The organism is Paenibacillus phytorum, from assembly GCF_013141715.1.
In the GTDB taxonomy this organism is placed as follows: domain Bacteria; phylum Bacillota; class Bacilli; order Paenibacillales; family NBRC-103111; genus Paenibacillus_E; species Paenibacillus_E phytorum.
On record NZ_WHOA01000257.1, the window covers coordinates 38,390 to 65,384 of the forward strand.

23 protein-coding genes are annotated in these 26,995 nt (G+C 47.9%); 8 read left to right on the top strand and 15 right to left on the bottom strand.

What is annotated here, in order from left to right; translation table 11 throughout:
• Positions 1-69: 69 nt before the first annotated feature.
• Positions 70-504 carry a VOC family protein gene (locus tag GC098_RS38500; RefSeq protein ID WP_171649606.1) on the bottom strand — a complete coding sequence of 145 codons (435 nt, stop codon included), beginning with the start codon at positions 502-504 and terminating at the stop codon, positions 70-72.
• Positions 505-696: 192 nt separating this feature from the next.
• Positions 697-1,518 (bottom strand): helix-turn-helix domain-containing protein, encoded by an 822-nt coding sequence (locus GC098_RS38505; protein ID WP_171649607.1) that lies wholly within the window; start codon positions 1,516-1,518, stop codon positions 697-699.
• Between the two features lie 222 nt (positions 1,519-1,740).
• Between GC098_RS38505 and GC098_RS38510 the strand changes: the two genes are divergently transcribed.
• The 4 genes from GC098_RS38510 to GC098_RS38525 are packed head-to-tail and all read left to right on the top strand — an operon-like array spanning position 1,741 to position 5,074.
• The gene (locus GC098_RS38510) at positions 1,741-2,730 is read left to right on the top strand and encodes an acrylyl-CoA reductase family protein (RefSeq protein WP_171649608.1); all 990 of its coding nucleotides are present in this window, start codon (positions 1,741-1,743) and stop codon (positions 2,728-2,730) included.
• Between the two features lie 50 nt (positions 2,731-2,780).
• Positions 2,781-3,638, top strand: a complete 858-nt coding sequence (locus GC098_RS38515) for a carbon-nitrogen hydrolase family protein (protein ID WP_171649609.1) — start codon at positions 2,781-2,783, stop codon at positions 3,636-3,638.
• Positions 3,639-3,670: 32 nt separating this feature from the next.
• Entirely contained in the window at positions 3,671-4,381 is a 711-nt protein-coding gene (locus GC098_RS38520) for a GNAT family N-acetyltransferase (protein ID WP_376774080.1), read from the top strand.
• A gap of 21 nt (positions 4,382-4,402) precedes the next feature.
• Positions 4,403-5,074 (top strand): GNAT family N-acetyltransferase, encoded by a 672-nt coding sequence (locus tag GC098_RS38525; RefSeq protein WP_171649610.1) that lies wholly within the window; start codon positions 4,403-4,405, stop codon positions 5,072-5,074.
• A gap of 271 nt (positions 5,075-5,345) precedes the next feature.
• Here GC098_RS38525 and GC098_RS38530 read toward each other — a convergent pair whose 3' ends face one another.
• Entirely contained in the window at positions 5,346-5,795 is a 450-nt protein-coding gene (locus GC098_RS38530; protein WP_171649611.1) for an SRPBCC domain-containing protein, read from the bottom strand.
• An 89-nt stretch (positions 5,796-5,884) separates the two neighbouring features.
• On the opposite strand from GC098_RS38530, the gene GC098_RS38535 reads away from it, so the two are divergent.
• On the top strand, positions 5,885-6,688 hold the full coding sequence (locus tag GC098_RS38535; protein WP_312880617.1) for a DUF6597 domain-containing transcriptional factor: 804 nt from the start codon (positions 5,885-5,887) through the stop codon (positions 6,686-6,688).
• Positions 6,689-6,754: 66 nt separating this feature from the next.
• Here the strand turns inward: GC098_RS38535 and GC098_RS38540 are convergent, their stop codons facing one another.
• The 6 genes from GC098_RS38540 to sigY form a co-directional block, all read right to left on the bottom strand.
• Positions 6,755-8,509, bottom strand: a complete 1,755-nt coding sequence (locus GC098_RS38540; RefSeq protein WP_171649612.1) for a methyl-accepting chemotaxis protein — start codon at positions 8,507-8,509, stop codon at positions 6,755-6,757.
• A 366-nt stretch (positions 8,510-8,875) separates the two neighbouring features.
• Positions 8,876-9,613 carry a CPBP family glutamic-type intramembrane protease gene (locus GC098_RS38545; RefSeq protein ID WP_171649613.1) on the bottom strand — a complete coding sequence of 246 codons (738 nt, stop codon included), beginning with the start codon at positions 9,611-9,613 and terminating at the stop codon, positions 8,876-8,878.
• A gap of 90 nt (positions 9,614-9,703) precedes the next feature.
• Positions 9,704-10,489 (bottom strand): CPBP family intramembrane glutamic endopeptidase, encoded by a 786-nt coding sequence (locus GC098_RS38550; protein WP_171649614.1) that lies wholly within the window; start codon positions 10,487-10,489, stop codon positions 9,704-9,706.
• A gap of 23 nt (positions 10,490-10,512) precedes the next feature.
• A complete protein-coding gene (locus GC098_RS38555) occupies positions 10,513-10,731 on the bottom strand; it encodes a sigmaY antisigma factor component (RefSeq protein ID WP_171649615.1) in 219 nt (72 codons plus the stop codon).
• Complete coding sequence (locus GC098_RS38560; protein WP_171649616.1) at positions 10,724-11,137, bottom strand: YxlC family protein; 414 nt, start codon at positions 11,135-11,137, stop codon at positions 10,724-10,726. Before GC098_RS38560 ends, GC098_RS38555 begins: the two co-directional genes overlap by 8 nt.
• Positions 11,138-11,659: an RNA polymerase sigma factor SigY gene (sigY, locus tag GC098_RS38565; protein ID WP_246359217.1), complete on the bottom strand. Its 522-nt coding sequence runs from the start codon at positions 11,657-11,659 to the stop codon at positions 11,138-11,140. It lies immediately after the preceding gene.
• A 166-nt stretch (positions 11,660-11,825) separates the two neighbouring features.
• On the opposite strand from sigY, the gene GC098_RS38570 reads away from it, so the two are divergent.
• Positions 11,826-12,719, top strand: a complete 894-nt coding sequence (locus GC098_RS38570) for a GNAT family N-acetyltransferase (protein WP_171649618.1) — start codon at positions 11,826-11,828, stop codon at positions 12,717-12,719.
• Positions 12,720-13,392: 673 nt separating this feature from the next.
• Here the strand turns inward: GC098_RS38570 and GC098_RS38575 are convergent.
• Complete coding sequence (locus GC098_RS38575) at positions 13,393-13,800, bottom strand: winged helix-turn-helix transcriptional regulator (RefSeq protein ID WP_246321249.1); 408 nt, start codon at positions 13,798-13,800, stop codon at positions 13,393-13,395.
• Positions 13,801-13,912: 112 nt separating this feature from the next.
• On the opposite strand from GC098_RS38575, the gene GC098_RS38580 reads away from it, so the two are divergent.
• Complete coding sequence (locus GC098_RS38580; RefSeq protein WP_171649620.1) at positions 13,913-14,926, top strand: zinc-dependent alcohol dehydrogenase family protein; 1,014 nt, start codon at positions 13,913-13,915, stop codon at positions 14,924-14,926.
• 84 nt (positions 14,927-15,010) lie between these two features.
• On the opposite strand, the gene pyrH is transcribed toward GC098_RS38580, so the two are convergent.
• The 3 genes from pyrH to GC098_RS38595 all read right to left on the bottom strand — a co-directional run bounded on the left by pyrH (position 15,011) and on the right by GC098_RS38595 (position 20,319).
• Entirely contained in the window at positions 15,011-15,745 is a 735-nt protein-coding gene (gene pyrH / locus GC098_RS38585; RefSeq protein ID WP_171649621.1) for a UMP kinase, read from the bottom strand.
• A gap of 220 nt (positions 15,746-15,965) precedes the next feature.
• Positions 15,966-17,291 (bottom strand): MFS transporter, encoded by a 1,326-nt coding sequence (locus tag GC098_RS38590; protein ID WP_312880619.1) that lies wholly within the window; start codon positions 17,289-17,291, stop codon positions 15,966-15,968.
• Between the two features lie 175 nt (positions 17,292-17,466).
• On the bottom strand, positions 17,467-20,319 hold the full coding sequence (locus tag GC098_RS38595) for an ATP-binding protein (protein ID WP_246359218.1): 2,853 nt from the start codon (positions 20,317-20,319) through the stop codon (positions 17,467-17,469).
• Between the two features lie 235 nt (positions 20,320-20,554).
• Between GC098_RS38595 and GC098_RS41415 the strand changes: the two genes are divergently transcribed.
• Positions 20,555-21,742 (top strand): EAL domain-containing protein, encoded by a 1,188-nt coding sequence (locus GC098_RS41415; RefSeq protein ID WP_171649623.1) that lies wholly within the window; start codon positions 20,555-20,557, stop codon positions 21,740-21,742.
• Between the two features lie 780 nt (positions 21,743-22,522).
• On the opposite strand, the gene GC098_RS38605 is transcribed toward GC098_RS41415, so the two are convergent.
• Positions 22,523-25,399, bottom strand: coding sequence for a DEAD/DEAH box helicase (locus tag GC098_RS38605; RefSeq protein ID WP_171649624.1), 2,877 nt, complete (start codon positions 25,397-25,399; stop codon positions 22,523-22,525).
• Positions 25,387-26,985, bottom strand: a complete 1,599-nt coding sequence (locus GC098_RS38610) for an SWIM zinc finger family protein (RefSeq protein WP_171649625.1) — start codon at positions 26,983-26,985, stop codon at positions 25,387-25,389. The genes GC098_RS38605 and GC098_RS38610 overlap by 13 nt, the downstream gene beginning before the upstream one ends.
• Positions 26,986-26,995 lie beyond the last annotated feature (10 nt).

Consider the following 26,995-nt stretch of genomic DNA (forward strand, 5'->3'; position numbering starts at 1 on the left):
TTGTTTCCGGATTCTAGAGCTTAGACATCTTCATTTCTACCGACAGCAACGCAGTCATCGTAAAAGAGGTTAACTCACAAACAAGGCGAGAAATCGCTTCTGCATTTCTTCCGGATTCACGACTTCAATTGTAGTATAGATCATCCAATAATGTCCGAATGGATCCTTCACACTTCCTGCTCGGTCACCGTAGAATTGATCCGTCATCGGATTAACGATTGTTGCACCAGCTGCAATCGCCTGATGGTATAACTTATCCGCATCGTCAACCTGCAGTTGGATGCCAACCGTTGTATTGCCAAGAGTTTCCGGCCCCAGAATGCCGTATTCGGGATATTCACCGGCGAGTGATATTTTGGCTCCACCGATTGTAATTTCAGCATGAGCCACTTTGCCTCCCGGCTCCGTCAATCGGTATATCTCTACCGCATCGAAAGCCTTCTTATAGAACTCAATTGCCTCCGCAGCGTTCTTGATCCATAGAAACGGGGTCGCCTTATCCATTTAAATCCACCTTCCTCTTTTCCAAAATAAGATGAGCCGTACGCAGTATCGCCAGATGCAATCCAATTCAAGCTGACTGTTCCGGCCTCATATAAAAGTAACCAACCTCCAAAAGAGCGTATAGTAAAAAAATGACCTGTTATTTAATAATTGATCGTGCAGTGATAACATAGTCACTATTTGAATAAGGCTTCAATTGTCGAGCGCAACATGATTGTGATGCCTGCCTGGCCTCGAGAAATAATCAGTAGGATTGAGACTGGAGAAAGCCTGAAAATCTTTTATAAAATGCATCTGATCATAATAACCGCAAGCGATAGCGACATCCAACCAATTGACGCTCTTAGCGTGGTCTATTCTGTTTAATACCTCCTGAAAGCGGCGAAGACGACAGAAGAGCTTGGGAGTCAACCCGACTTCTTCTTTAAAAATCTGGATAAATCTCCTTGGGCTTAAACCGATTTGTGCGATCACATCCGAGAGGGGGCGATTATGCGGCAAGCTCATAAATTCGTTAAGTGCGAAGTTTACTGCCGGATGTCGTATCAGAGGTCGGGAGGCCAGCTTTATAAGACTTTCTTCAAGTATTTGAAACTTATCCTCCACCGTTTTCGATAGAAGCAGCATCTCACGGAGATCATGGGCTCTTGCTCCCCACAGTGCATCCAAGGAAACATGTATATTATGTAATTCATTCACTGGCATTTTAAAAAATGGATAAATACCGCCCGGTTTGAAATGTACGCCCAAAACTGTGGTCTCTGCGGAAGTATCAATGATGAAATATTCGGAATGCGGCCCGCAAATAACAGAGCTGCCATATGTCTGCAACGGGTCCTTATATTCTCGGTCAAACAATTTAATCTTATCTTCACGCAGGTTGATCACGAGTTCAATCGAACCATCAGGTAGCGCGAACTCTTTCGAATGTGGTGGACTATATCCTTGGAAATACCAGAAAAAATCCACGAAATCTGACAATGGAGCTTGTGGAATATAAGTGCGTAACAGCATGGCATATACACGACAGGAGCCTATGGACGTTATATCCGTGGAGTCGCTCCATCCTTTCTGGGGAGTACTTTTTAGTATAAATCTTATCTGCCGATTTAAGAAGCTTGATCAATGAACAAATCGTCTTTTTATCTGCTGGAAGAATGGAAACTGCTGGGTGAATTTAGTAAACTGAGAGAGTAGTTGAACATTGAGCAGGATGATCGTTGAAGGAGGAGTAGAATGGATAGCTTTGAAGCGTTGGTGGTGGATCGAACAAAGGAATCTTTTGCTGTGGAAGTAAAGGAACTGAGGCTCGATGATTTACCTGTTGGCGAAGTGGTGATCCGAGTGTTATACTCCGGCATTAATTATAAAGATGCGTTAGCTTGCAGCCCGAATGGACGCGTTGTGCGTGCCTACCCGATGGTACCGGGGATAGATTTGGCCGGAACCGTCGTAGCTTCGTCAGATGGTCGGTTTCGCGAAGGCGATGAGGTGTTGGTGACGAGCTACGAGCTGGGTACAGGACATTACGGCGGATTCAGCGCCTTTGCACGTGTCCCGGCTGACTGGGTAGTGCCTCTCCCACAGGGATTAACTCATCGCGAGGCGATGATACTGGGTACGGCGGGATTTACCGCTGCGCTCTCCATACAGCGCATGGAGGAGAATGGGCTAAGTAAAGAGCAGGGGCCCGTGCTTGTTCGTGGTGCAACCGGCGGAGTGGGCAGCAGCAGCGTGTCCATGCTGGCAGCGCTCGGTTATGAGGTGGAAGCGAGTACTGGGAAGTCTGCGGATCATCAGTACCTACTCGATCTCGGAGCTAAGCAGGTATTAACGCGAGAGGAGCTTTCTCCCTCTGTCAGCAAGCCGCTGAATAAGGAATACTGGGCGGGCTCTGTTGATCCTGTAGGGGGCGACTCCCTCGCCCATGTGTTGAGCCGGATTAAGTACGGCGGTTCGGTTGCTTTGAGTGGTTTGACAGGTGGCGGTGAATTCGCCGCGTCGGTGTTTCCTTTTATCATGCGAGGTGTGAATTTGTTGGGTATTGATTCGGCTGCTTGCAGGGTGGAGGTTAGAAAGCCCCTGTGGGAGCGTATCGCGAAGGAACTGAAGCCGAAAGGCCTGGAACAGACTGTCTATCAAGAGGTTACGCTGGATGGCGTTACGGAGGCTGCTAAGCAGGTTCTGGAAGGGAAAGTCAGAGGAAGAGTGCTTGTCCGATTGTAAAAGGGGAGGAAGGTACTTCTTTCATTTCATGAAATAAGGAGAGATTGACGTTGAAAATGCGCGTTTCTGCGGTGCAATATCATTTGCATACGATACATAGTTTCGAAGAGTTCGCCGCGCAGGTGGAGCATTATGTGAAAGTGGCTCAGGAGTTTGAGGCGGATTTTGTGCTGTTTCCAGAATTATTTACGACCCAGTTAATGTCAATAGGAGATGAAAACGGTAAGGCGCTGCCCATCGAGGCGTTGCCTTCGTATACAGATGCTTATCGAACGCTTTTTCAGGGGTTGGCGAAGCAAACGGGGATGCATTTGATCGGTGGGACACATATTACCTCTGAGGAAGGCAAGCTTTATAACACGGCTCATTTATTTTATCCGGACGGACGGATTGGGGAGCAGAAGAAGCTGCATATCACCCCGACTGAAGTGAAGGAATGGAATATGGGAGCTGGGGATTCCTTGCAGGTTTTTGATACGGATAAAGGCCGCATTGCGATTCTGGTCTGTTATGATGTGGAGTTTCCGGAAATCGTCCGGATGGCAAGAGCTCGCGGAGCAGATGTGCTGTTCGCCCCATCATGTACGGATGACCGGCACGGGTTCCATCGGGTGCGTTATACGTGCCATGCCAGAACAATTGAGAATCAAATCTATGTGGTCACGACGGGGACAGTCGGGGCGCTGCCAACGGTTGATTTCATGAGGGGGAATTTCGGACAGGCCGCGGTGTTAACGCCAAACGATGTGCCTTTTCCGCCAAAGGGAATTTTGGTAGAAGGCGAGATCAACGGTGACATGGTCGTCACGGCTGATTTGGATCTGGAGCTGCTGAACCTCGTTCGGGAAAAAGGCTCCGTCACCACGTGGCGTGATCGCAGAACAGATTTGTACACAGATTGGTCCTAATGAAGTGAGATCAAGGGGGCTTACAGTGCACGATGGATTTAGAAGCTGCCAAGAAAGTTACAGAGCCGGGGAAATTGTACGCTAAAAAATTATACGTCTTCGACGGGGATAAACCGATCGAGGCTGTGATTCGCAATTATGGAAAAGTCGATTTTGACGCGCTCATTCGCGTTCAGCAGGAAAGCTTCCCTCCGCCTTTTCCATCCGAGCTATGGTGGAATGAGGAGCAGCTTACAGAGCATATCACCCGATTTCCCGAAGGGGCGCTTTGTGTAGAGGTGGCCGGTCAGGTTGTTGGGTCCATAACAGGGCTTCGCGTAGAATATGAGGAGCAGCATGCAGCTGACCATAGTTGGTCATCTTTGACGGACGATGGATACATCCGAACGCATCGTCCTGATGGCGACACCCTTTACATTGTGGACATATGTATTATGCCGGCTTACCGTAAATTTGGTCTCGGCAAGTTGATGATGCAGTCTATGTACGAAGTGGTCGTGCATCTAGGTTTAAGAAGGCTGCTCGGAGGCGGGCGGATGCCAGGTTACCACAAGCATGCCGCCGCCATGAGCGCGGATGACTATGTGAGGGCTGTCACGGCAGGCACGTTAAAGGATCCGGTTATTACTTTTTTGCTGCGCTGCGGCCGGACGCCTGTGCAGGTTGTGCCAAACTATTTGCAGGATGAGGAGTCGCTTAATCATGCGCTTTTGATGGAGTGGCGGAACCCATTTCGAATCTGACGAAGGAGTGAAGATTTTATTATGGAGTATATACGGATTACAAGCATAGACAATCCCTTGTTTCGGAGCATGCATGATCTGATGAAAGAGGTATTTCCACCAGAAGAGGTGCTCGAATACGCATTGTGGAAAGAACCGCTCGAGGACCCCGGTATCCGGGTATTCGTAGCTGTTCATGAAGGTAAAGTCGTAGGTACAACGGAGTACCGCTACTATGATGACTTCCAAGTGGCGATGACAGACTTCACCATTATCGGTCAAGCTGGGCTTGGTATCGGTCGGTTCCTGGCGCGGAAACGCTGGAGCGATCTTGAAGTATTGGCAGCTGAATCTGGCAAGCCGATGCTGGGGATGTTCGCTGAGATTTATGATCCCTATCGGACCCGAGATCATGCTTTCGGCGGCGTGAAGCCAATGGATCCTTATGTACGGCGCGAGGTATTATCGCATCTGGGCTATAAGCGGATCGACTTCCCATACGTTCATCCCTCTTGGGAGAACAATGGAGAGGCGGTTGAGGAACTCGACCTCTGTTTCTTGCCAACAAATGAGGATCAAGATGAGTTAGACGCAGGGATCGTTGTGAAGTTCCTGAAACGCTATTATTCCGTTTTGGCGAATAAACCTAAGGCGTGGCATGACATGGTTGAGGAACTCGAGGGGAAAGTAACCTTGGCGCTGAAGCCGCTTTAGAAGGGGTATGGATAGGAGACTCCAAAGGCTTCTATTTCCTCAGAATTAGGCGAAGGTTTATGGATTAGAGTCTTTAAAGGCTGTTATTGGGAAGATTTTTTTGAAATGCATTCTTTTTAGCATAAATAGCAGTCCTTAGAGGCTTCTATATTATTAAAATCTACTGAAAATGCAAAAATAGGAGTCTCTACAGACTCCTATTTTTATTGAGAAGCTCAATATCGTGTAAAAGTGCTCTGTATAACACCACGAATTGCTCCTCGTTTATTCCCTACCAACCAAAATCCAATGTCTTTCCAGTCTCGGCGAGTGTCTTGATATTGCTCAGAATCATCCACCAACTTGCCTTGGTAGTCTCGAAGCTTGGGTGGTTGGGTGTCCAATTATCATTGACCAACGTTAGTTTTGTGCAGCTCCCAACAGTCTCAAGTGACAACGTCATTCTAGATTCAAAGTCCGCATGATTCGGGTTGTAAGATGGACCGGCATGTTCGGTACAACTAATGAGCTTTTCCGGCTCGTAAGCCAATATCTTACCGTATACATGAACGGTTTCCTCACCGTCATTACCAGGCCCCACATAAGCATAATCGGATCCAATTTCAAAAGTAGACTGAAGCACACTGCCAAAAAGAATCTTACGCGTCCCCTCTGGAGTCACGAGAATATCCCACACTTCTTTCAGTCCTGCCCCAATGTAAAACTCGTATTTGAGTTCCATATACTTCCACTCCTTTGGTATGTGTTATGATTAAGTATAGATGATTGTACAACCTATGTATTGTAAAAACGCGACAAGGAGTGAGCGAAGTGATTCCCAAAGCCTCCAAGCCCAGCCTAGGTATTATGAATCTGCAGCAAGGCGAGCAGAAATTCCAGCTTTCGCGACTTACCCCATCCGAAGATCTGGCCTATTTCATCCGACATTACTGGATAGTTAGGTGGGATTTAACCGACCAGGAGCCTTATTTGCAGCATGTTATCCCGAATCCCTGTGTTAATCTCCTCGTTGAACCAGGTCGAACGGCCATCTACGGTCCGGGGAAAGAGAAGTATGGGCATTATTTGCAAGGCCAAGGATGCGTGTTCGGCGTCAAATTCAAGCCTGGCGGATTTTACCCTTTTGTGAGGCAGCCGATTTCCGGTTTGCTGAACAATCCAATGAGTGTCCAGAGCGTTTTTGACATAGATCCACGTCGACTTGAAACGGATGTTTTTGCTCAAAAGGAAGAACATCTTATGGTTTCACATATCGAGCAGCTGATCCGTCCTAAGCTTCCTGAACAGGATGAACAGGTCGTTTTTATTAATAGGATTATCGATCATATCAATCAGAAGCCCGATCTCACCAAAGTAGATACTCTCTGCGATTACTTCAATGTGAATAAAAGAACGCTGCAGCGCCTGTTCGACCACTACGTCGGAGTTAGCCCCAAGTGGGTGATCAAACTGGCCCGAATCCAGAATGCTGCGGAGACGACGGATCTAAGCCGGAGGCATAATTGGTCCAAGCTCTCCATGGATCTTGGTTATCATGACCAGTCGCATTTCATCAAAGACTTCAAGTCCATTATCGGCCAGACGCCTGATGAATATGCTCGGCTGACGGTATGATAAAAAAGGACCGACACCTTGCTGTCGGTCCTTTTCATTTGAAGGGTTGAAACTTATCGTTGCGCCTTACAGTTTAAATCGATGAGCCATGAACTGCATCTCTGAGGACATGATTTCCAATGATTCCGAAGCGGATGTCAGCTCCTCCATCGCCGCGAGCTGCTCTTCCGTAGACGAGGAAATCAGATGCGCCAAATCATTGGTCTGGTTCGCCATTCGTTCGATTTCCTGCAAGGAAGCGGCAATTTCCTGCGAGCTGGCAGACATCTCTTCGGCTGCTGCCGAAGCTTCCTGTACTTGATTCACAACGCTCCGCGTTGCGTCGAGAATACGAACAAAAGCTTGACCCGTATGCTGGATTGCACTCACACCTGCAGAAACCTCATGCTCGCCTTTTTCCATCGCCTCACCAGCCTGCTTCATATCCAATTGGATGTCTTGGATCAGCTCGGCAATTTCAGCGGCAGATGCCGAAGAACGCTCAGCGAGCTTTTTCACCTCGCCAGCTACGACGGCAAATCCTTTACCTTCATCTCCAGCACGCGCTGCTTCAATAGATGCGTTCAAAGCTAGCAAATTGGTTTGAGTGGAAATATCCGTGATTACCTGGACGATGTCCCCAATATGCTGAGAACGTTCTGTAAGTTTCTCAACAATCTTGGCGAGATCGCCCACTGTAAGACTTACAGCATTCATCTGCATGGTTGTCTCGTTAATCAGGTGGTTACCTTGCTCCGCTTCCTTCAGCGTCATCTCTGATGCTTCATAGGCGGCAGACGAGGTTGTCGCGATCCGATGAATTCCAACAGCCATTTCTTCCATCGCTGTCGAGCTTTCATTGACACTGCGGGCCTGCGTTTCGTTGCTTATGACCATATCTTCAATAGAGGTCGAAATTTGATTGCTCGCTGTTGTCGTTTCCCCAATGGACTGGTTTAGTTCATGAGAAGAGTCCGTTAACTTATCTGAATTAGCTAAGAGCCCTGAAACGATTTGGCGTAGATGGTTGTGCATCAATTGAAAAGAAACCGCGAGTTCACCAATTTCGTCGTTATTGCTTACTTTTAACTGGGCTGAACGAAGATCTCCCATAGCGAACTGTTCCGCCTGAAGAGCAAGCTGTTTAATCGGTCTGGAAATATGGAAGGCAAAAAACGTCATCACCACGCCTCCAATTACCCAGCAGCAAATCAACGTAATGAGGATCGTGTTCAAAATATGAACTTGTCCCGTATTGTAATCCTGCATATAAGAGCCTGCCGAAATGATCCAACCCCAATCCGAGTTCGTCGCCTCAGCAAACGCGATTTTTTCTCCTTCTTTGGTAGAGTTGGGAAGCGGCCAATTATAGATCGTGAAATCTCCTCCGCTTTTTCCTTTTTGAATCATATCCTTGATGTAATAAAAGCCGTCTTTTGTCTGTTTATCTAGAATGTTTTGACCTTCCAAAGATGGATGTGCCAGCAAGTCTCCATTCTCATTCAAGATGAAAAAGTAACCGTTGGCACCGAGATTGATGTTGGCATTGATTGAACGCGTTCCATCTTTCTTTGCTCCAAGCAGTATCTCCTTCACTCTTTCCTGAGCGTCTTCTTTCGACATCGTTCCCTGTTTCGAAGCTTTTTCAAAAGCAGCCGTTAGCTCCAACGCCATTTCGACCGAATTTTTCAAATTGCTTTGAATCAATTTATCGGTTTCTTGGGTTGAAACATTATACGTAATAGCACCTAACACTAATATGGGTGTTAACAGTAAAAGCAGAGAAACCAACATTAGTTTTTTGCGAATGGTTAATCGCCATATTTTTTTGTTTTTTGACATCTATACCCCTCCTCGGATCCATGACTATAGTCCTGATTGTAAAATAAGTATGAATTTTTTACCATCGACTTCCTTGCAAAATAATGTCACTTCAATGAACTTTTTGTGAAATTTTACCTATTGTATGTGAGAAAGGCCATTATCTGTCGGGGCAAGGAAGTTCCGAAACTGATTTTTATTAATGAGCGTGGATCGGAGTGAGGCAAAGGGGTCATTACGATTCTTGTCGCAATATACAGTTTTTCTGAATATGTCATGGAGCTTCAAGAGCAGTCCTTCTTTTTTGCACCTTTTGAAGCAGCGCGATAGCCTTAAAAAGGAGAACGGGATGCCGGCATGAAATTGCCGGCACCCCGTTCTTTGGTACTAAGCGGTCGCTCGCCGAGCGACGCGGAGATCTAGCGGCAGCCATGCTGCGTGCACGAGCATGTGCGCCACGATGGCAGCGGCGAGGCCATGCTGCCAGAACAGCCAACCGCAGTAGAGCGACACCCACAGGTTTAGGACGAGTATCGCCGTCCAGAACCGTGGGGTGAGCTTGCAGCCTGCGGCAGCATACGAAGGCGCGTGCCCCGCTGCGAACGCGATGCCGCTCACGAGGATCGAGAGCCAAACTCCCGTGGCGGTGACACCGCCGCCGGGAGTTAGTAACGAGATCAACCATGCTAGGAGGCTCAGGAGTCCCCAACGAATGAGCACTTCCTCGACGACGCCACCGTAGAGCACGCGTACCCAAATTCCGCTTGCAAAGCGGAATTGCTCCATGCTGGCGACGGTGGCGTCGTCAAGCCAAGGCCGGAATACGAAGTAGTATCCGGCCAAGAAGACCGCGGCTCCTGGTGCGCCGACCAGGAGCCCTGCGAGGAGCTGCGGGCGCAGCAGCTCCCAGAGTCTAAAACCGCCTTCACCTTGCGCGAAGGCGAGAAGGAAGGGATCTGCGAGCCCGGCGCGGGGCGCGAAGTAGGCGCCAACAACGGCGAGCAAGGTAACGACCAGGCCAGTCTGGACGAAGACGAGCAGCCGTAGTATAGGTGCAGGTGGGAGCTTCTTCTTGCCTTCCGGTATCGGAAGGCGGCCTAAAGTGTGCACGATGCCGTAGGACATCAGCGCCAGCCCCGGGAGGCAGCTAATTAGTAATATAAATACGACAGACCAGTGAAACATATGGCATCATCCTTTTCTTAACTTTTACAATCAACTAAATATCGAGGACCAAACAACGTGCAAGAAGAAGTCCCCGGCCATATGAGAAAGGATGGCATATTCCAATCCTTTTTTCCAATACAGATATCCGAAGAAAATCCCTAGAAGACCGTTACCGATGAGTGCTCTCACGATTAATACAGGAGTAAGCTCTCCGAATAGCATTTGCGTTGCTGGTAAATGTCCAAGCCCGAACAGCAGAGCTGCCACGACGATAGCTATCCCATACAGATAAGCCGGGATATGTGTACGATTTCTGAGAAACCTGGAGAATACCCATACGAGCAGTGTCATCAAACACAGCCGCACCAGCACTTCTTCGACGATACCGCCATAGAACATCGTTAACGCACTCTTCCATAAGGATACCGAGGGGACGATAGAGAGTGCAGGGAGAAAGGGTTTAAACAAGTAGATTTCCAGAACCAAAATCAACAGAGTGCCGACACAACTGCCTAAGAAAGAGATAATAAGCCATCTTTTTGAAAAGTCAATAAAGCGACCTTCATTCAACCAACTTCTCCATATCCGCAGATCCAGCCCTACTTTAGCTGCAAGCGAAAGACCGATCCAACTCGCAATCAAGGTCATGACAGTAACCTGTAATACCATCAGAGCGATGGTGACGCCAATTGGAAGGCCGGCTTGATCCATTGTTTGACTCAAACCGCCCGACATCATGGACATCTGATACGGAAGCACAGTAATTCCGCCAAATGCGCCGAGCAAAGTAAGAGATAATATAAGCCGTCTATTTTTATGAAGTGGAATTGGCATTTGTTCACATCCTTGTACGATTATTATTTGCGTGACCAGTTTCGGTGTATTTTACGGACTGCGAATAGATAGACGATGAAGGGGAACGGCACTTGAATGATCCCCCAGATCCCCCAGAACCAAGGGTATTTCGCGCCGCGTTTGCGTGCATCCATGAACAACCATGTGCTTTGCGCGAGTAGAAGAAGGGCAATTCCGACCCATGCCCAGAGGGGCAGTTGATCCCATTTTGGATCATTCATAGTGGTGTTCCTCCTGTTTGCGAGCGAGTAGCCAGACCAGAGGCGCTACAACAGCGAGAACTTGAAAAGTGATGAAAACGACAGGCTGTGCATTCATCATTGCATATAAGAGCGAGAGCAGCAGCAGAGCGGTTATCCACAATATGAGCAAGTCTCTCCTGAGCTTTGAACGCTGTTTGCTTTGCGTTTCAACGATTTGCTGATCGAACCAAGAGGGGCTTGGTGTGAAAGCCGGAAAGAGCTCATCGAGCCGTTGAAGCCCTTCTTGCAGCTGTTGTGCCATCATCTCATCTGTACCCTCTAGCCCTCGATAGACATCACTGCCTTTATAGCTTTGGCCGTCATCAAGGTTCTTGCTCCCGTCGTTTTTCGAAACTTCGCTTTTCTTCGGATCTTCCGGTTCCATCTACGCCAGCTCCTTTCGCAATTGTTTGAGTGCATGGTGCACTCTCGATTTGGCTGTGCCCTCTGCTATGGAGAGCATTTGCCCAATTTCCTCATACGTATAGCTATAGTAATGCTTGAGAATAACCGGGATACGGCTCTCCTGCGGCAGCTCTGCCAAGGCATTCAGCACATCAGGCCAAGCCTCATGTTGATGTCCGGCCTGCCACTGCATCTGACGTAAGGATTGCTGCTGTTCTTGCTCCTGCCAATGCTTCTCGCGTTTGCGCCGTCTTCCTTGATCAATCATCAAATGAGTGGCGATGGTTATGAGCCAAGATGAGAATTTGGACTTCCCATTGTACAGCTTTATTTTTTCGATACATCGGATCATGGTTTCTTGCGTAATATCCTCAGCCATCGGTGGATTAAGCGTTATTTTCAGCAGATACTTGTATACAAAAGCATAATGCTGCTGCAGCAGCTGGGACAGAGCAGTTTTGTCTCCCTGTATGGCTTGACGAATTAATTCGTGCTCTTCCAAGTGAATGAACATCCTCTCTGCCTGAATTCCTAGATAATACGAACAGCTCCGATAAATCGTTCAATGCGCACGAAAATTTATGTAAAATTATTTATTAGCTTACCACGCCATTGTTCAGACATGTATAATGACATCAGGTAAGAACTTTAGAATGATGGAGGACAACATGTTGAAACAAGGCGTATTACCAAGAGCAGGACTGTCACCGCTGGAGCTGGAGGAAGTTCGGAAGCTTTGGGAGGTTTGTAATAGCCATGACCATATCGAGATTAAACTGAATTGGAGCACACTATCGGATCGTCCGTCTGGCGTGACGAATGACTTTCTATTTTATCAAAATGACCGTCTTGTCGGCTTTTTGGCTATATATTGCTTTATGTCTACGGAAGTAGAGATTAGCGGGATGGTGCATCCAGAGGCGCGGCGCCAAGGTATTTTTGGCCAAATGGTTCAAACAGCGATAGCCGAGTGCCGGCGCAGGGAAGTACCGAAGCTGATTTTTATTAATGAGCGTGGGTCGGAGAGCGGCAAAGCTTTCCTTACGAATCTTGGCGCAACATACAGTTTTTCTGAATATGTCATGGAGCTTCAAGAGCAAGCGGCAGAGACTCCACAAGATTCAGCTATGAATGAATTCATTGCCATTCGTTTAGCGGATGTACAGGATACGGAGCTGCTGGTTAAGCTCAATATGTCAGGGTTCAACATGTCGGAGAGCGACACGAGAGAGTATGTCACCCAAACCATAACCGGCGACAAAGAGCGGACGTGGATCGCGGAGCTTGGCGAGAAGCGAGAGCCCATTGGGAAGATTGGTGCCATGGTCGAAGCAGAAGAGAGTGGATTCATCTATGGCTTTAGTGTAGTGCCGGCGTATCGGGGCAAAGGCTATGGGCGGCGTATTTTGAGCCAAACAATAACAGAATTAAAACAGCTGGATCATGCTAGTTTCATTAAGCTGGAAGTATCTGTTGAGAACGAGAAGGCTTTAGGCTTATACGAATCATGTGGTTTTAAGACGAAAAATGCGAATGACTATTACGTGCTTCTACTCAGCTAAAAAGATAAAAAGGATAGAGAGGCAGCCTTGGCTGCCTCTCTATCCTTTTTATAGTTGATAAGAAAGTATAAGTTTATACTGTAGCTTCGCATCAACCTTAACAAACACGGTCGTCCCTGAAGGACGACGAAGTCGTTTATCATTGAAAGAATAAGAAAGTATAAAGTTTTCTGAGGCATGAGAGAATGAGATGATTCCATTGCACATAATCCAATCTGCACCTCATAATGATATACCCATTCCTTAGAATACTGCACATTTTCCATTGGGAGTGGATCTAGCCAATTCATATTCATATTGTTGCAAAGCGTACAATAACCTACAGCCGGTACACAAGCTGTAAAGATGTTTTTCATCGTTACAGTCGCGAGGGGGAAGTGAAAACGTGTCTCTAACGATGTTTTGCATTCTTACAAACGATAAAAAAGCAGTTTTATGCCGCTGAGCGAAGCTGTAAAGATATTTTTTATCGTTACAGATACAAGGGGATGTGGAATCGTGTCTGTAACCATATATTTCATCGTTACAGACGAGAAGATGGCGGATTGGTATCTTAACGAGTGAGTGATAGCAAGAGAAGTTCGTTCCCCATGCAAAAAAAAGGATTTAGACAATAACCCGCCCATCGGTCAGGTTTTATTTGCGTAACCCTTGTCTATGGGTGGGGAGCTTGTTATTCATTCTCGGCGAAATCCTGAGACACAGCCGACTGATCATAATGGTCTCTTGCCTGTTCTACATCGGAATAATGATCGACCGTCCATTTTTTTAACTCCTGCATCGGTTTTAACAAACTTTCACCGAGTGGAGTTAGTGAATAGTCAACACGAGGTGGAATGGTTGGCGTCAGATGGCGCATGACAAGTCCGTCCCTTTCCAGTTGACGCAAGGTTTGGGTTAGCATTTTTTTGGAAATGCCTTCAATACGCCTTCCCATCTCTCCATATCGTGCGCTGCCATTCTCCAAGGCATAGAAGACAAGCACCGTCCATTTGCTCGAAATGATCTCAAGCATTCTGCTGTAGCCGCAAACTTTCAAGGATATGTCAGGATGGTTTCGTTTGTCGGTGAAGAACATCATTTACCTCCTAATGCACCTTTTGGTGCCCAGTGAACAAATAAGTGCCTACTTACTCAATTTTATTTGATGGGCTAATATATGTCTATATTGAGTTGTGAAGGAGAGATACCCTATGAAAGTTATTCAAATCCAAGGTGGTTATGGTCTTACACATGTCAAGCAGGCAGAACGCCAAATACCGGTTCCGGGGCCAAATGAGGTGCTTATTAAGGTTCGTACGGTTTCCCTGAACTCCCGTGATCTGGGTGTCATTGGTGGTTTCTATCAACCCGATCTGTCGAACCCGTTGGTACTGACTTCAGATGCTGTTGGCGAGGTTGTTGCTCTTGGTGCGCAGGCATCCAGATTCAGTATTGGCCAACGGGTCAGCGGCATTTTTACGCAAAGTTGGATTTCTGGTGAAGCGACCCAGGCCAACTGGAGTAGCACGCTTGGCAGTCCGCTGGACGGGATGCTGGCTGAATACGTGGTCTTGCCTGAGCAAGGACTTGTGCATGTACCGGATTACCTGACAGATGCGGAGGCAGCAACGCTTCCATGTGCGGGAGTGACGGCTTGGCATGCAATTATCGAAGAAGGGGGTGTCAAAGCAGGCGATACGGTTGTGGTGCAGGGGACGGGAGGCGTTTCTTTGTTTGCACTGCAATTCGCCAAGCTTCAAGGAGCGTCCGTTATCGTGACGTCAAGCAGCGATGAGAAGCTCGAGAAAGCCCGTCAGCTGGGTGCGGATTTTGGGATTAACTACAGGGTTCATCCTGAATGGGAGAAAGAGGTACTGAAGCTTACCGAAGGTCGAGGTGCAGACCATATTATTGATGTGGGCGGAGCGGAGACACTTAATCAATCTATCACAGCACTTCGTGTTGGAGGCCGAATCAGCATCGTTGGACTTCTCTCCGGCGGCTCGGTAGAAGGTTTCCACGTGGTGCCCGCGATTTTGCGCAGGGCGCGGCTTCAGGCTATTAATGTGGGGAGCAGAGAGATGTTTGAATCCATGAACCGTGCCATTACGAATCATAAACTTCGTCCTGCGATTGATCGCGTTTTCCGATTTGAACAGGCTATTGACGCTTTCAAATATTTCGAAAATGGTTCTTACTTCGGAAAGATCTGCATTACGCTTTGACTCAACATAAGAAATGGCATCATATCATTTTTAAAATATGCTTTGGTTTGGGGTAAGCGGTGCTTACCCCTGATAATCTAGGGATTAATGAAAAATAAGTTCGGATGAACCGCTGATGATCGTGCCTGTATTCTGACCTTCACAAATTTCTTTCATGGAGCCAGGCTTATCGAAGTTGAAAACATGCATAGGGATTTGATAATCTCGCGCCAGAATGAAGGCGGACTGATCCATGACCTTGAGGTCATTTTGGATAACGTCGTTATAGTGGAGTGATTTGTACTGAAGAGCTTCCTTATGGTGCTTCGGATCTTTATCGAAAACACCGTCAACCCCCTGCTTCGCGACGAGAATCGCTTCACAGTTGACTTCAATGGCTCTTTGGACCGATGGATAATCGGTGGTGACGAAAGGCTGCCCATTACCGCCAGCGAAAATAACGATGTACCCTTTTTCCAAGTGATGAATGGCCCTCAGTCGGATGAAAGGCTCTGCCACCGAAGCGATCGGAATCGCAGTCATGACGCGCACTTCAGCTTCGCTCTTCGCTTTGAGAACACCGCGCAGCATCAAGCTGTTGATGACGGTAGCAAGCGTGCCGATATTATCAGCCTCTGCCTTCTCGATTCCCCAACTCTCGCCCATATTCCCGCGAAAAATATTTCCTCCGCCTATCACGATGCACACTTCGACACCTAGATTGACAACGGTCATAATCTCATTGGCAATGTGATTAAGCTGCGTAGGATCAAAGCCAAACTCACTATCTCCAGCTACTGCCCCGCCACTAAGTTTAATTAGGACCCTTTTGTACCGCATATCCATCTCTCCTCCCAGATGAGAAAATCTGTCGTATTGACCATAACCATAAGTACGACCTGCGCCGGTGGGCGCATTGTACCCATAAAAAAACACTAAAGCAATGAATGCTTTAGTGTTCCATGAATGAGAAATAGGAAAAGTTCACGTTGCTAACATCAACAGGACCCTTCATACGCCTCACACCTTCCGTCTATGTTTAAAAGTTATTGTACACGAATTAAGAGGAAGAATGCAATTTCTGCGGCACACGCATATGAACGAACAGACCAATCACGACTAGGATCAAGAGAGAGCCCAAGGCTACGCGACTAGCCAGGTTGCCAGATGACGCTAGCGCCCAGGTAATCGTACCATAGAGTGCAGGCCCAACGATCGAGGACACTTTACCTGAAAAGGCGAACAATCCGAAGAATTGACCGCGTTTCTCTTCCGGCGTTAGCTCAACAATCAGTGTGCGGGAAGTGACCCACATGGCGCCCATAGATACCCCATACAAGCTGCCGGCAACCCAGAATATGCTCTGACTAGTTGCAAATGCCGCTAAGGAGATCGCAATAATAAGGATGAAGGCGACGATGGTCACTGCTCTTTTGGGACCAATATTTCTGGCCACATAGCCGAAAAGGAACGAACCGATGATGCTTGATACCGTTGAAACGAGGTAAAGAAGAATGAATTGCCCCGTGGTGAAGCCCATAACGGTATTCGCGTAAATGGCCATCACGGCAATCGCCGTGGCAATCGCATCGTTAAAGAAGAAGTAGGCGATCATGAACAAGAAGGCAGCTCGGTACTTTCTTGCTTCTTTGAACGTATCCCAAATCTCACGGTAACCGCTGAGGAGCGACTTTTTCCCGCTGACGGGCTTCTGAGGCTTCTCTTTGTAAAAAAACATGATCGGTAAAGAGAAGATCAGAAACATAAGCGCACTAGGGATGAACGTATTTTCAAAATGATTGCCATTGATCAATGGAAACACGATAAGTCCAACTAATGTACCGACATAACCAACCGCTACGCCAACTCCGGAAATGATGGGGATTTCACGTGCATTACCCAGATCCGAAATCATTGAATCGTAGAAGATTAAGCTTGAATTGTAAAAGAATTTGGCGACCATGAAAAAGAAAATCACGCCTAGTATGGAGGTGTTGAGTCCCATCCACTGCTGGTCTGTATGCCAAAGGGCCGAAGCGCCCATGAGCAGAGTTGCCGCGATAGCAATAAGCGTAAAGGGAACGAGGTAAGCCTTCTTTTTACCTGTCCGGTCAATCCAAACCCCAAATAAGGGAGACAACAACACGAGGAAAAAGCTGGATATCGCATTGGAGTAAGTAATGAAAGTACTGGCGATCTGATTTAATTCTTCGCTCTTGCCTAACGTTTCTTTTAAATAAAATGGATAAAACACAGTCACGATATTGGAGGAAAAAATCGTATTCGCGAAATCGTACATCGCCCAAGCGAATATCGGTAAGGAGAAGAACAGGGTCCAGACTTTACGTGCTTGCACCTTATTGGAAGCGGATTCAAGCTTTGCCACTAGGGTCACACCTTTCCTTCTCATCAATTGGTATTTCTCTAGTATATTGGCTATAAGGCCGAGAAATCCCTCTGTATTTACAATAAAAAAACTCTCCCTCTTATTAATTTGGAAGGAGAGAGAGTATGCCGCTATGGTTGCATGGATTGTCTAACCGAAGGCTCTCTTTGATGCGTTATGCATCCGATTGCGGCTTTTTGATTTCGACCTCGATCATATCCATGCTCTCTTTCATTTCAAGCACATCGATGCCGTTACGCTGTAAGGTGGTCGAAAGCTTCTCTTTATTTTGGGCGGGGAAAACGTACGCATTACTTTGCTTATTATCGAGGAGACGTTTCGCCACCTGGACAAGACGTTCCATTGTGAACGGCTTTTTGAGATATTTCTCAATCTCTTTCTCGTGATAATCATGAGGTGGATCGAGCGCTGTTGAAACGATAACAGGGGTCTGATAGTGCACTGGATGACGGTATAAATCAGCGATGAAATCCCAACCTGTTTTGGCGCCTTCTAGATGAATATCGACGATAAAAAGAATCGGTCCCTCGTCTTTACAGCGATTAAGCGCAATAATGCCCTCTTCAGCAGAACGAAGCTGCATGGAGGGGAGCCCCAACTTGTTCAATGCAACTTGAATGAGCTTCGCCAGATTATCGTCATCTTCGAAAATAACAATTTGACCATCCATGGTTGAAATCTCATATAGATCGAACTCAATTCGGAATGTTGTACCTTGTCCCATTTCGGATGTATAGGAGATATGACCGTTGTGTCCTTCTACAATCTCTTTGACAATAGCGAGACCTAAGCCGGTACCCCCAATCTGACGTCGGTCGGAGTTATCGACACGAAAGAACTTGGAGAACATTTGGTCACGGGCTTCCTCTGGGATGCCGAGTCCGTAATCTTGAATCGCTATGGTGATTTTACCTTGGTCGACAGTTAGGTGAATATCAATGTGATCTGCTCCTGGCGAATACTTAATCGCATTGCTGATCAGGTTGTCGAATACTTGACGAATACGGTCAGCATCGGCTCTCACATATAGTTCCGTTTCTTGCTGATGAATGAGAATACGATGGTTATGCTTATCCTGCCACTGCTCGACGATCTCTTGCAAAGTAGGCAGCAGATTGACTGGAGAGAAATGATACAGTTGTCGACCGGACTCCATCCGCTGCAAATCAAGGAAATCGTTGATTAAATTCGATAAGCGATGTGCTTCTTTATAAATGGTTTCCATATATTTCTTTTGTTTCTCTTGTGAAAGATCCCGATGCAGCAAGATCTCGATAAAGCCAAGCACACTGGCAAGGGGAGTTCGCAGCTCGTGAGATACAATACTAATGAATTCATTCTTCATTTCGTCAATTCGCTCTTCTTCGGTGCGATCACGGAATACGAATAAGTAGCCTTGCTGTTCGGTATCTTCGCTGACTACGGTCGCATATAGCTCCGCGTGTTGGACCTGATCCTCAAGCTCGAAACTAAAGCGTTGTGTGAGATTAGACAGTGAGCCATCGATCAGCGCTTCAATGGATGATGCTACGCCTATAAAGCTCGGAGAATCGGCAGCTATTTCGTGACTGCTATCAACTAGGTTCTCGCCTATGCGTTCATTTAAACTGAAATACCGATGCATTCGATGATTGGAAAAAAGGATGGTACCTTGCGAATCACACATCATCATGCCCTCATGTGCGGATTCCAAAATATTTTGAATCAGATCGCGCTGCCCTTCGATGAGCTGCTTCTCCGTTGTTAATTGATCATTCAGCTCTGCTAAGCTGGCAGCTTGCCCTAGCCTCTCGTCATTCATAACCTGCGCGTAGAAGGCGAGTCCGAACTGACGAACTAAACCTTTGGTCAATCGTTGGTTACTTTCTTGAAAGAGGGAGCTTTGATAGCTTGTTAGCAGTAAGAAGCCAATGACCTTCTGTTTATCGTCCAAGAGAGGGACATATTGATCGACAGCTTGTGTCATTCCCCCATGGACACCTTGTTCATGACCGAATACATCTCGTGTATGCACAATAGGTGTCCCTTCATCGAAAACACGCCTAGCTGGTCCAAAAAGCTCTCTCTGACTCCAATTAATATGATCCTTCGGATAACCAATGGAATGAATGACTTCATAAGATGAAGCGTCCTCTGTGTAACGTTCCATGACGACCAGAGCCGCATCCTGCGATAACGAATTGAGCAGAGCTGGCAGCGTATGTTTCAAGAAATCTTTCAGCTTCACGTAGCCTGTAAGCTTCTCCTGATAGGACGAGATGAGTTCCAAATCCCTTTCTCGTTCGGATAGCTTCGCGAGTGTGATCTGCTGTTCCTCCTGCTGGGCCATAATCTCCTCATTCTGCGTCTCCAAGCTCTCAGCCATATAGCGATACGTTTCCTCGCTTCTACGAATCTCTTCTTCGGCAAGATAGGCTCGATAGGAAATGAAAATGGACATTCCACCTGCAATTAAGGCAATAATACTGCCGACCATTGTAATCGTACGGGAGGTTTTACCTGCATTAAGGGAAGCTGTATAGGCATCTGACGTGATTTGCTCTATGGACTTCTCGATGCTTACATGAACAACTCGGTAGCGATCCATCATCGTTTTGCCGGACGCAATGCGAGCTTTCGATTCTTCTGTTTTTCCAGCACGAACCAACTCCAATTGTGTGTCGAAGAACTTCTGTAAATTATTAATAGCTGGTATGGCTTGCGTGTCCATAATGAGCTGCAAAGTGGGATACTTTTTATCGTATTGGCTGATCATGTTCAGATCAAGTTCCAGCTGCTTTTTACCAGTCGTATAGGGCTCCAGGTATTGCTCATTCCCCGATAATTCAAAACCGCGGATACCCGTTTCTTGGTTAATCAAATCTTTAAGCAGGCTGTTCGTTGTGTTGGAAATCGGAATGGAATCGTGCACGAGCGCATTGCTTTCATTTTCCATATTACGAGAGGCGATAAAGTTGGATACACTCACAAATACTAGTAAAACAACGATTAAAATAACGTATAGCATGGAGATCCGAGATCTCGTGAATGACTTCATAGCAATCGGTCACCTAGATTCTAATAGGATGAAAGGATGTACTAAAAATTCGACATGTGTCTACAAACTCCTTTTAAAAACGATCATGTTATGTTTTCTTCCATCAATGCATTGCAAGATAGGGAAATGTCGTTTAAAATATGATTCATTACACGATTGATGTTAAGTTTTAAGATCATCGAAGTTTGCTTGAGGAGGGCGCACAGTGCAGGTAAAAGACAGCAGGATTCCGCCACTACACGAAGTACGTCCATTCTTCCAACCGATACTTTCACTTCAGAGCCAAGAAATCATCGGCTACGAAACACTGGGAAGACGAATTCGGGAGAGTAGTGTCGAAAGTTTGGGGCCTTTTTTCAAAAATCCTGACATTCCCGAAGACATGCAGCTTCATATTGATCGGCATTTGAGGGAGCGGGCGATTGAACAGCTAGCTTCGGCTCAAGATGAGAGTTCCTTATTCATCAACTTAAAACCTTCATGGATCTATCAAACCTATAAGCGCACAGGTGTACTGCCGACTATCGAGCTATTAAGGAAATATCAAATAGATCCAGCGCGTATCGTGATCGAAATTACCGAAGAAGAATTCACAGGCAAGCTTCACGAGCTGACGCAAATTGTAGAATTATATCGAGAATTCGGCTGTACGATTGCCATTGACGATGTGGGCAGCGGGTTTAGCAATTTCGACCGAATCGCCAGTCTGCAACCGAAGATATTGAAGATCGATCTTAATATTTTGAAAAAAAGCGCCGTCCACGCCGGCTACAAGGCGCTAATGCAATCCTTTTCCATTCTAGCGGCTCAAATGGGGGCTTCCCTGCTTGTCGAAGGGGTGGAAACAAAGCAAGAATTGCGCAGTGCTCTTCAGATCGGAGCCAGGTATGTACAGGGCTATCTCTTCTCCAAAGCTGAACCGCAGTTGCAGCGCCGGGATGCCTTCAAGTCAATGCTGAAAGAGGAAATGAAACTCTTTGGTCAAGAAGAACTTGGGCGCTATAGCCGCCTTTTGACTATTCATCAAAGTCTAGATTTGCTTATCCATTCTACAGTCTGTATATCAACATCTGAAGAGGCAGATCGTGTCATCGAAAATATCATTAGCAACGTGTCGGAAAACTGTATACGTATGTACATATGTCGGGAGGACGGCTACCAAATCTCGTCCAACTACAGCCGCAAAGACGAAACATGGAATAAAGATGAGAGTTATCGCGGGGCAAACTGGACATGGAGACCCTATTTCATCTCCAACATCATGATGATGAACCTGCAAAAACAAGGGATCCTATCGCAAGCATACACGGACTTAGACACCTCGCATGAGATTCAGACTTATTCCTGTGCATTGGGAGAGGGCTTTTATTTGTTTGGGGATTTGATGATTTGATTTGAGAGATTTATTAAGAGATTGAGAGATTGTTTTTGAGAGAGTACGTGGCAGAGAGCTCGAATGAGAAAGTGCGTGACAGAGAGTGCGTATGAGGTAGTGCGTGAAATCGAGTGTCTTGTGAGAGGTTACCCCGGGTGGCCTTTTTTGTGTTGGAGTAAGCTCTCGGTCGATCAGACAACAGACTTAGACCCAGACCCAGAGCCAACCCCAAAGGCAAAGCCAAAGCCAGAGCCAGAGCCAAAGTCAAGGCCAAGGCCAAAGCCAAAGCCAAAGCCAAAGCCAACCCCAACCCCAACCCCAACCCCAACCCCAACCCCAACCCCAACCCCAACCCCCGAGAAATTGCTATTCCGACTAATCTAAAAACTCCGCAAACGAGCTAATATTGGCTGATTTGGCGGCAACAGGATTCTATTAGAAACAACTAATCCAAAAGTGCATCAAATGATGGGGAATTTTCATTTTTGGATGAGATGATGCATTTTGTGCATCAAATATCCGTGTTTTGATTCAAAATGGGCGGTATGTGTCGAATTTGCAGCAGTTTTTGCAGCAATACCTCTGAAAATGTGGCTACCTGCTGAAAGAGATGCACGATTTGCATCAAAGTAGGCGGAGAAGCTTTTGGTGATTAGAGGTTTGATTCGTTCATTCGAGTGGAATTTAGGCGGAAAAAATCCTGCACAAAACTATGCAGGATTCTGTCAAACGAATATGATGCGTCGTAGCGTGCCTAACCTGAACTCCGGTCCAAGCCCGGTCCCAAACCCCAGACTCCTAAGCCTCGACCCACTCGCGGCGCAACGAGAACAAATCGCGAAGCTCGTCGGTCGACAGCTCGGTGATCCAGTTCTCGCCGGAGCCGACGATTTGCTGGCTGAGGCCTAGCTTGCGCTCGATCATCTCATCGATGCGCTCCTCAAGCGTGCCCAGCGTCACGAACTTGTGCACCTGCACATGGCGCGTCTGGCCGATACGGAAGGCGCGGTCCGTCGCTTGATTCTCGACGGCGGGGTTCCACCAGCGATCGTAGTGGAACACATGATTCGCCGCCGTCAGGTTGAGCCCGATGCCGCCGGCCTTCAGCGAAAGAATGAACACATTCCGCTGCTCGTCGACCGGCTGGCTGACGTCTTGGAAGTGCGCGATCATCTCATCGCGCCCATTCTTCGGTGTTCCGCCGTGCAGGAACAGCACTTTCTCGCCTAGCTCCTGCTGCAGCACATGCTGTAGCAGATTGCCCGTCTCCACAAACTGCGTGAAAATCAAGCATTTGTCGCCCTCTTGGCGCAGCTCCTGCACCATCTCGAGCAGGCGCTCCAGCTTGTTGGAGCGTCCGCTCCATGGCGCGTGAATGCCTTCTTTGAGCAGCAAAGCAGGGTGATTACACACCTGCTTCAGCTTTGTCAGAGCGGCGAGAATGAGACCTCGCCGCTCCATGGCGGAGAGCTTATCTAGACGATCGAACATGTCTTGGATGTAGTTCTCATACAGCGAGCCCTGCTCGGCGGTAAGCGAAATGAACGTCTTCGACTCGTTCTTCTCCGGCAGATCCAGCTGAATCGCGGGATCTTTCTTCTCGCGGCGCAGCAGGAAAGGGCGGATCAGCTTCTGCACCTTGCCGATCGTCTCACTATCACGCGTCTTCTCGATCGCATTCACATAGCGGTGCGTGAATTCGCGAACCATACCCAGGTAGCCCGGGTTCGCAAAATCAAAGATCGACCACAGCTCCGTGAGCCGATTCTCGATCGGTGTTCCCGTTAACGCTATGCGATGGTAACCATCGAGTCGGCGAATAGCGGAAGCTTGCTTCGTATAAGCATTTTTTATATTTTGGGCTTCGTCCAAACAGATGGAGTTCCAGGCAATTGAGCCTAGCTCAACTTCATCCAGATGGGAAAGCGTATAGGATGTCAAAACCAAATCGACCTTGCCAACGACTTGTTCATTAAAAGCTGGTCCCTTTAATCGTTGAGGGCCATAGTGAAGATGAACCTTCAGAGACGGCGCAAAACGCTTAAGCTCCATCTGCCAGTTCCCAAGCACGGACGTCGGACATACCAAAAGGGATGGTGTGTCAGGCTTCTCGTTCTCTTTCACCGTGAGTAAATACGTAATCCACTGGATCGTCTTCCCGAGACCCATGTCATCGGCCAAACAACCGCCTAGGCCGAAACGGCGCAGGAACAACAGCCATGAGATACCGTCCACTTGATAGTGGCGCAGCGAACCTTGAAAGCTAGGCGGTGGCTGTATCGTCGGAATCGACTCTACTTGCGTAAGCTGATCGACCATGTGGCGCAGCTGTTCGTTCAGCTCTACCTCCATCTCGATGTAGCGCATCGCTTCGGGGTCATCCTCAGCCGGCAGCAGACCGCCGGCATCGCCTGCGAAGTGCAGTTCAAGCACATCGCGGAAGGAGAGGCCCTGCTTCTTCTGCACCTGCTTCATAATCTGCTCGACCTGTGCCATGAACAGCGGGTCGAGCTGAATCCAGTTGCCGCGAATCTGGATCAGCTTGCGCTTCTCCTCCAGAAGCTGCCGGAATTCCTCTTCCGTCAGCTCCAAATCCCCCACAGCCAGCTTCCAGTCGAACTGCATCAGCTGGGTCAGCCCGAACATCGTCTCCCGTCCAGAACCGACGGAAGACTTGATCTTCGCGCGCAGCTTCGGCTTCATCTTGCGGATGCGTTCCCACCAGGCCGGCAGGAACACGCTCGTTCCGGCCTCAACAAGACGCACGCTTCCCTCTGCGAGGAAGCGCCAAGCCTCTTCCTCCGTCAACGTCTGACGGAGCCCGGCACCCTCACCCGCATCCAGCCACGGCAGGATACGTACCCATTTCGCCGCGTCACGTTCTACGCGGCTGAGCTCTGGCAGCCACGCTTCCGGCAGCGGCAGCTCACCAACGACCGGCTCGCCGCTGGGCGTCACCGTGCGCAGCACCTCTGGCGCAAGCCGGTCCTGCAGCAGCACGCGCAGCTGCCAGCCCGTGCTGTGCGCCAGGTCCGGCTCCACGAGCTGCAGACAGGTACGCATCGGCGACCGGTCTTGGCGCCAACCAATAGCGACGAGCCAATCCTCCTCGTCGAGCCAGAGATCAGCACCGATCTCTCCGCGGCGCATCAAAGGGTGCGCGGCTTCGAGCTTGCGCAGATTGTCTTTCATGAGGCCGTCGGCGTCCACCCACTCGGGAATCAACGCATGAATCCAGCGTGATACAGCAGGGGATTCCAAGGCTTGCAGTTCCTCAGGAAGCTGGAGCTTCCAGCCGATCTCGCCGACTTTCCACTTTTCGTAGTCCGGCATGAAACTACCGGACGCCAGCGCCTCTCGAACAGCCGGAGCAAGACGCATCAAATCCGCACAGTCCTTATGCCAGCTAAGCTGCAAATGCTGCACAGGCTGCGGATCGCTGAAATAATCGAGCGCATCGAGCGGTAGCAGCTCGATGCCTTCCCGATTTTGCCACTCGCTGGGCTCCATGAACGTGCCGAAAAAAGAGGCGCGATGCCAGGCAAACAGCATATTTTTCAAATCAAGAGCATCCCAAATACCGCCGTTCTCGCGGGTACCCCATAGAAACAAAGAACCATTAGGTATGGAGCTAACGTGAACTGTCAGCGCGCTGGTTTCGATCATCGAATCCATTTTCCTTTCTTGAGCTCTTCTTGGAAAGCACGCAAGCGTGAGAACTTATCCGCTAATCGATATACGTAGTGCTCCCAGCGGTCGTCCTGGCCTAATTGTTTATAGATGCCGTGCAGCTTCTTAAGCAGTCGAACAGCCGTCTTATAGGAAGCTCTATTTTTCTCCAGAACAGCCCGTTCGGCCGCTTGGTGATAGAGGGGGAGGAGTAAAGCCGAATCATGCTCTTCAATCGCTTTAAGTTCCATGCCGTATAAGCTCAGCGGTGATATGCGGTTAGCTAATTGCAAGTCAACCCACTGCCGATACCGTTTCGTTTGCAATAAATATGCCGTGTAATAATAATAGGAACGAGGCAGCAGAGACTCCATCACCTGTACCCATTCGCTATCGGATTCAAGATGCTTGGTCGTATCGAGCCAGTATTGGCAAAAGGTCCGGAAATCATCGTGATTTGCAGTCGCAATCGACGCGAACAGCCAACGCAGCCAAACAAGCATGTTGTTCCACTGTTTATTGTTGTAATAATAGTTCAGGTAAAGGAAGTAATCCTTCGCGTTGGGATGAGTGAGCTGCCCAAGACGCTCAAAGGCGCTTGTCGTATCCCCCTGCATAATATCAAAATGCGCTCTTGCCGCCAGAAGCGTATCCTTTTTCCGAGCTAAGAGGTCCTTCTTCGTGAGAAGGGCGTCGAGACGCTGAATTTCCTCTTTCTGTGCCGCAGAATGATTCGTCAGTTTCCACCAAATGAAGCGATACACAAACAGCCAATCAATCGGACTATCTTTGCCCTGTAGGGCGAATTCTCCGAGCATTTTCATGGTAGATAACCAGTGTTTGGGTTCCGCCTTGAAAGAGGTATTCACATCTGTGCGTTCCACGAATTCAACGAGTTTATCCTCACAATTTTTTGCGGCAATTTTGCAACCATTCTCGTGATAATAAGACAAGTAGGAACTTTTCGTTTCTTGATAAAATTGTTCGATTTTCCGCATCATGAACAGCACGATATGGAACATATAGAGCTCGCGAGTTGAACTTCTCCAATTTGCTGCATAGCCGGGCAAGGACTCCAGTGCTGAGTCGTAGAAAGTTTCTATCGAGTGTTGATGAGAAATGGAGAATCCATGGAATTTCCCTTCAAAAAAGCGATGCCAATCTACGGGCATAGCCTCTTCCAGAGGCACGTTGGCTTGTGCAGCCGCAGCAGCTTTGCGTTCCTGTATCAAAGTTGCCCCGCGTGCGGGCTTTTTCCGTGTGTGTATTTGTTGTTTTAACTGTTGAAGCAGCAGTTCCGGACGTCCATAAGGTGCATACAAGCTAAAGAAAGTGGCACCGATATGTTTGCAAAAGCCTTCATAGGAGCAGCTGCACTCACTAGTGGCGAAATTTTCTAAATTAAGCATGGTGCTCAGTATCTTTTTGCCTGCGACGGTCGCCTGAACGTTCATGCCTTTCAGATCGACTTCGGTCACACGACCTTTGTGGTAATACTCCCAGCCCTGCTCCAGAACGACGGCGTCGAAATGAAGCGGGATTTGCTTGATTAGGTAGTTCATTCGATTTTTGGGAATCTGCAGTTTCAGCATGTGTGCTTTC